Source organism: Flavobacterium sp. (assembly GCF_003525665.1).
GTDB lineage: Bacteria > Bacteroidota > Bacteroidia > Flavobacteriales > Flavobacteriaceae > Flavobacterium.
Map to the genome: position 1 here is coordinate 40,451 of NZ_DQDX01000051.1, position 6,299 is coordinate 46,749.

7 protein-coding genes are annotated in these 6,299 nt (G+C 32.6%); 6 read left to right on the forward strand and 1 reads right to left on the reverse strand.

Annotated features, from left to right (window positions below; all coding sequences use genetic code 11):
* Positions 1-30: 30 nt before the first annotated feature.
* From DIU01_RS03615 to DIU01_RS03630, 4 genes are all read left to right on the forward strand, one after another.
* A complete protein-coding gene (locus DIU01_RS03615) occupies positions 31-654 on the forward strand; it encodes a bifunctional nuclease family protein (protein WP_290831899.1) in 624 nt (207 codons plus the stop codon).
* A 74-nt stretch (positions 655-728) separates the two neighbouring features.
* The gene (locus tag DIU01_RS03620) at positions 729-1,553 is read left to right on the forward strand and encodes a thymidylate synthase (protein ID WP_290831882.1); all 825 of its coding nucleotides are present in this window, start codon (positions 729-731) and stop codon (positions 1,551-1,553) included.
* A 121-nt stretch (positions 1,554-1,674) separates the two neighbouring features.
* Positions 1,675-1,944 carry a 30S ribosomal protein S15 gene (rpsO, locus tag DIU01_RS03625; RefSeq protein ID WP_290831883.1) on the forward strand — a complete coding sequence of 90 codons (270 nt, stop codon included), beginning with the start codon at positions 1,675-1,677 and terminating at the stop codon, positions 1,942-1,944.
* A 140-nt stretch (positions 1,945-2,084) separates the two neighbouring features.
* A complete protein-coding gene (locus tag DIU01_RS03630) occupies positions 2,085-4,235 on the forward strand; it encodes a polyribonucleotide nucleotidyltransferase (protein ID WP_290831884.1) in 2,151 nt (716 codons plus the stop codon).
* A 66-nt stretch (positions 4,236-4,301) separates the two neighbouring features.
* Here DIU01_RS03630 and DIU01_RS03635 read toward each other — a convergent pair whose 3' ends face one another.
* Positions 4,302-5,174, reverse strand: coding sequence for a hypothetical protein (locus tag DIU01_RS03635; protein WP_290831885.1), 873 nt, complete (start codon positions 5,172-5,174; stop codon positions 4,302-4,304).
* A gap of 44 nt (positions 5,175-5,218) precedes the next feature.
* On the opposite strand from DIU01_RS03635, the gene DIU01_RS03640 reads away from it, so the two are divergent.
* Together DIU01_RS03640 and DIU01_RS03645 are read left to right on the forward strand one after the other, a co-directional pair.
* Positions 5,219-5,584, forward strand: coding sequence for a TM2 domain-containing protein (locus tag DIU01_RS03640; RefSeq protein ID WP_290831886.1), 366 nt, complete (start codon positions 5,219-5,221; stop codon positions 5,582-5,584).
* Between the two features lie 183 nt (positions 5,585-5,767).
* On the forward strand, positions 5,768-6,299 hold a 532-nt coding region (locus tag DIU01_RS03645), incomplete at its 3' end, for a hypothetical protein (protein WP_290831887.1).

Consider the following 6,299-nt stretch of genomic DNA (forward strand, 5'->3'; position numbering starts at 1 on the left):
CTTTGCGCCTTTGTGGCAAAACAAAATAATATGAGTTTAGTAAAACTAACAATAAAAGGAATATCATACAGTCAAACACAAAATGGTGCTTATGCATTAATTTTGAACGAAGTTGATGGCGAACGAAAACTACCAATCGTAATTGGAGCATTCGAAGCACAATCTATTGCAATCGCTTTAGAAAAAGAAATAAAACCGCCACGTCCATTAACTCACGATTTATTTAAAAGTTTTGCCGATAGATTTGACATCGTTGTAAAACAAGTTATCATTCACAAATTAGTTGACGGCGTTTTCTACTCAAGTATCATTTGCGAAAGAGATAAAATTGAAGAAATAATCGATGCTCGAACTTCCGATGCTATTGCTTTGGCATTGCGTTTTTCTGCTCCAATTTTTACCTATAAAAACATTCTAGACAAAGCCGGAATTTATTTAAACGCCAATCCATCAGAAACCGAAAATAATGAAGATGAAGGTGTACTTTCAACTCCAGAAACCTTCGGCATGGAATCTGACGATGAAAAATCAAATGACGGATACAACAAATTCAGTTTATCAGAACTTCATGAATTTCTAGAAATAGCAGTTCAGGATGAAGACTATGAGAAAGCAGCCCGAATTAGAGACGAAATTTCTAAACGCGAATCGTAAACAGTGTGAATGTTCCGAGTTTCGGGTTNNGAACCCCGAAACTTTTCAACCATAATCTTTTAAACCTTTTTAAAGTGAAACAATACCACGACCTAGTAAAGCACGTTTTAGAAAACGGAACTCAAAAAGGCGACAGAACTGGCACGGGAACCAAAAGTGTTTTTGGCTACCAAATGCGTTTTGATTTGGCAGAAGGTTTTCCAATGGTTACAACAAAAAAGTTACATTTAAAATCTATTGTTTACGAATTGCTTTGGTTCTTAAAAGGCGATACTAATATTGGTTACTTAAAAGAAAATGGCGTTAGAATTTGGGACGAATGGGCAAACGAAAACGGCGATTTAGGTCCGGTTTATGGTCACCAATGGCGCAATTGGAACAGCGAAGAAATCGACCAAATAACAGAATTAATCGATACTTTAAAAACCAATCCAAACAGCAGACGCATGTTAGTTTCTGCTTGGAATCCATCGGTTTTACCAGACACAACCAAATCATTTGCAGAAAATATCGAAAACGGAAAAGTAGCTTTGCCTCCATGCCATGCATTCTTTCAGTTTTATGTTTCAGAAGGAAAATTATCATGTCAATTATACCAACGAAGTGCTGATATTTTTCTTGGCGTTCCATTCAATATTGCCTCTTACGCTCTATTCACCATGATGATTGCACAAGTTTGTGATTTACAAGTTGGCGAATTCATTCACACTTTTGGCGACGCACACATTTACAACAATCATTTTGAGCAAGTAGAATTGCAATTGTCACGCGAACCAAGACCACTTCCAAAAATGATATTAAATCCGACTGTGAAAAACATTTTCGATTTTACTTTTGAAGATTTTACATTAGAAGGTTATGATCCTCATCCCCATATTAAAGGAGTTGTTGCGGTTTAATTCAAATTAAATCTAAAATAATTCACAATTTATAATTCATAATTCGTAATTATTTTTACCTTTGCACACGAATTAGGAAAATCCTTTTTCATACATAATAATCATTTAAAATAATATTGGAATGTATTTAAGTAAAGAAACAAAAGCTGAAATCTTCGCTAAACACGGAGGAAAAGCTGAAAACACAGGTTCTGTAGAAGGTCAAGTAGCACTTTTCACATTTAGAATCTCTCACTTAACAGAGCACTTGAAAAAAAATCGTCACGATTATAATACTGAGCGTTCATTAGTTCTTTTAGTAGGTAAAAGAAGATCTCTTCTTGACTACTTGAAAAAGAAAGATGTTGTAAAATATCGTGAGTTAATTAAAGAATTAGGTATTAGAAAATAATACATAAAAAGAGGTGCTCACGCGCCTCTTTTTTTTTGCATCGTTTATAGAAAAAAGTTTAGTTTTTCATTGGGTTTTAGGCAACAACTACACAAACAACAACACAACTAGAACCCATGTTTAACTTAGAGAATTAATTTATGATTCCACAATTATTTGTAGAAAGCATCGATTTAGGTGATGGCAGAAGCATCACAATCGAGACAGGACGTTTAGCAAAACAAGCTGATGGTTCTGTAGTAGTAAGAATTGGAAAAACTGTAATTTTAGGTACAGTTGTTTCCGCAAGAAAAGCAAGTCCAGGTATCGACTTTTTACCGTTAACGGTAGATTATCGTGAAAAATTTGCTGCAGCAGGTCGTTTTCCTGGTGGTTTCTTTAAAAGAGAAGCACGTCCAAGTGATAGCGAAGTGTTGACAATGAGATTAGTTGACCGTGTTTTACGTCCGCTTTTCCCATCAGATTACCATGCAGAAGTTCAAGTTATGATTCAGTTAATGTCTCATGATGATGAAGTTATGCCAGATGCATTAGCAGGTTTAGCAGCTTCGGCAGCACTTGCATTGTCTGACATTCCTTTTGAAACTTTAATTTCTGAAGCTAGAGTTGGAAGAATTGACGGTAAATTCGTTATCAATCCAAGTCGTGCTCAATTAGAATTATCAGATATTGATATGATGATTGGAGCTTCAAGAGATTCTATCGCAATGGTAGAAGGAGAAATGAAAGAAATTTCAGAAAAAGAAATGGTAGAAGCCATTAAATTTGCTCACGAACATATTAAAGTACAAATTGATGCACAAGAAAGATTGGCAGCAGCATTTGGAAAAAAAGAAGTTCGTACGTACGAAAAAGAAAAATCTGATGACGCTATTTACGCTAAAGTAAGAGAAGCGGCTTATGATAAAATTTACGCAATTGCAAGTAAAGGTTCGGCTAAACACGAACGTTCAGCTGCATTTGATGCTGTAAAAGAAGAAGTAAAAGCATTATTTACTGAAGAAGAGTTGGCAGAAAATGGAGATTTAGTTTCTAAATATTTCTACAAAACCAATAAAGAAGCAGTTCGTAACGTAACTTTAGATTTAGGAACGCGTCTTGACGGAAGAAAAACTACAGAAATTCGCCCAATTTGGTGTGAAGTAGATTATTTACCATCAGTTCACGGTTCGGCATTGTTTACACGTGGAGAAACTCAAGCATTGGCAACAGCAACTTTAGGAACATCTAGAGAAGCGAACCAAATTGATTCGCCATCAGAACAAGGAGAAGAAAAATTCTATTTACATTATAACTTCCCACCATTTTCAACAGGAGAAGCTCGTCCGTTAAGAGGAACTTCCAGAAGAGAAGTTGGTCATGGAAACTTAGCACAACGTGCGTTAAAAAACATGATTCCTGCTGAAAATCCTTATACAATCAGAATTGTTTCTGAAGTATTAGAATCTAACGGTTCGTCTTCTATGGCAACTGTTTGTGCTGGAACATTAGCTTTAATGGATGCTGGAGTTCAAATGATTCGTCCAGTTTCTGGAATTGCTATGGGATTGATTACAGACGGAGAACGTTTTGCAGTTTTATCTGATATTTTAGGTGATGAAGATCATTTAGGAGATATGGATTTCAAGGTAACTGGAACTTCTGAAGGAATTACAGCTTGTCAAATGGACATCAAAATTGACGGATTGAAATATGAAATCATGGAGCAAGCATTAGCTCAAGCTCGTGATGGACGTTTACACATCTTAGGAAAATTAACTGAAACATTAGCGCAACCAAATGCAGATGTAAAAGTTCATGCTCCAAAAATCATTATGAGAACTATTCCTGGTGCTTTCATTGGTGCGTTAATCGGACCTGGTGGAAAAGTGATTCAAGAATTACAAAAAGCTACTGGAACTACAATTGTAATCAACGAAGTTGACGAACAAGGAGTTGTTGAAATCCTTGGAACTGATCCAGACGGAATTGCAGCAGTTTTAGCTAAAATTGACTCAATCATTTTCAAACCAGTAATGGGTGAAGCTTATGAAGTGAAAGTAATTAAAATGTTAGATTTTGGTGCGGTTGTAGAATATACTTCAGCTCCAGGAAACGAAGTTTTATTACACGTATCAGAATTGGCTTGGGAAAGAACAGAAAATGTTGCGGATGTTGTAAACATGGGTGACGTATTTATGGTGAAATATTTAGGAGTTGATCCTAAAACTAGAAAAGAAAAAGTTTCTAGAAAAGCACTTTTACCAAGACCTCCAAGAGAAGAAAATAAAATTACTCCAAAAGCGGAATAATAAGATTTTTATATAGTAGAAAAGCCCAACTTGAGAATTTAAGTTGGGCTTTTTGATTTTTAGTATTTACTTTTTTACAACTGTTATAGAAGTCTTCTCTCCTTTTTTGAGGTTTGTAGTAAGCTCGAAAGTTCTATCTTTATCAATCAATTGCATCATTGCAGTATTGAGTTTTCGTTCTCCTTCATTAATAGCTTCAATCCTAAAAACATTTTTTTCGTCATTTAATTTAAAAGTAAAAACCTTCTTTTTATTGGTTACGGTGTAATTATCAATAATTCTTTTACCATTTAAAAAGACATCTATTTTATCACCATCTTCAATTTTTGCATCCCAAATTTCAACTTGAATTTCATTAGAATTTACAAATACATTAAGATTTTGATCTTTTGTTAATGTATTAACTTTTAAGCTATCAAGGATCGATGATTGTTTAACTTTTTCTTTAACCTCTTTGCTAAATAACTTAGATTTCTGAACTTTATTAGTGTACTTATTGATTTTTTTCTCAATCTTTTTTGAGCCAACAAGAATTAAAGTACCATCAATACATTTTGTCTTATTTTTATAAAAACCTTTGAATGCGCCTTCAAGTTTTGCATCTAGATTAGATAAATTATATTTTCCAGAAAAGTTTACAAAACAAAAAACCTCTTCTTTCAATTCAGATTTTGTATATAAAATATCCTCCTCTTTAAATTTTAATTCTTTAGTTTTACTATTATAAGTACCCGAAATTTCATTTTTGGTTTCATAATTACCACTCAAATCTGTTACCGAATATCCTTTTATCTTACCACTAGTTTCAGAAAAAACTATTCTATAAGAAATTAAAGTATTGTTTTTTCCATTCAACTTTAGCGTTCCAAAAAATTCATATTTGGTTTGAGAAAAAGAGAAAAATGACGTTAAAATAATAATAGAAAAAATTTTTTTCATACGAATATTTTTATATTTTTGAGCAAATATAAAACATTTAAAACATGAAATTAAAATTATTATTTTCGTTAATCGCATTATTTATGCTTTCATCAACGCCTGTTTTTGCTTCTTTCCCAGTGCAAAAAGTAACAACAAGCCAAACTACAGTTGTAGAGAACCAAAAAGAAGAAGAATTAACTTCTCCTGCAGTTGTTGGTTCTGGAGAAAAAAGCCAGTTAGTAGCACTTATCCTTTGCTGGGTAGTTGGTATTATCGGTATTCACAGATTTTATCTTGGATACACTTGGCAAGGTATTGTTCAAATTTTAACTTTAGGTGGTTTAGGAATTTGGACTTTAATTGATTTCGTTAGAATTCTAGTTGGAACATTAAAACCAAAAGACGGAGAATACGACAAAACATTATAGTAATTAAAATTACTACAAAATTGAAACCCTAACTATTTATTTAGTTAGGGTTTTTCTATTAAAGATAATCCGTGGAATTTCGATGAACACACAAAATCGAAGTGTTAAATAATTTATTTTAACTAAATTGTAAGTAAATTAATACTATTTTTGATAATAAATTACCATCCTACCAAACTACTTATGCTAAAAAAAATCATTTTATTATTAGTTGCGTTCACTACAGATAGTGCTTTTTGCCAAAATTCGGCAGATGAAAAATTATTTAACTGGTTTGACTCTGAAATTGGAAAACAAAATTTAGGCTTAAATAATGGATTACTTTTTAACGATGTCTACCCAACGGATAATAAAACAAATCGTTATTTTGAGAATGAAAAATTTAATATTGGCGAAGTCGAATTTGACAATCAATATTACACAGCAGTTTGCATCAACTATGATTTACTTCAAGATGCATTATTGATAAAACCGTACTGTGAAAACGACAGAAACTCTTTGATTTTAATTAAAGAACGCAACAAATCTTTTGTTTTTAAAGGCAAAAAGTTCGTTAATTTAAACTACAATACGTCCATAAAAAATGACAATGTAAATGGTTATTATGAAGAAGTACTTTCAAGTAACACCCTAAAATTTTACACTAAATACAAAAAAAACAAAAGGGACAAATATGTTGAAAATAGAATAGAAACAGAATATGATTTAAAAAATT

Excerpts from the sequence above, each read along its gene's own strand:
- rpsO (WP_290831883.1), top strand. The coding sequence starts at position 1,675 with ATGTATTTAAGTAAAGAAACAAAAGCTGAAATCTTCGCTAAACACGGA.
- DIU01_RS03640 (WP_290831886.1), top strand. The coding sequence starts at position 5,219 with ATGAAATTAAAATTATTATTTTCGTTAATCGCATTATTTATGCTTTCA.
- DIU01_RS03615 (WP_290831899.1), top strand. The coding sequence starts at position 31 with ATGAGTTTAGTAAAACTAACAATAAAAGGAATATCATACAGTCAAACA.
- DIU01_RS03635 (WP_290831885.1), bottom strand. The coding sequence starts at position 5,174 with ATGAAAAAAATTTTTTCTATTATTATTTTAACGTCATTTTTCTCTTTT.
- DIU01_RS03630 (WP_290831884.1), top strand. The coding sequence starts at position 2,085 with ATGATTCCACAATTATTTGTAGAAAGCATCGATTTAGGTGATGGCAGA.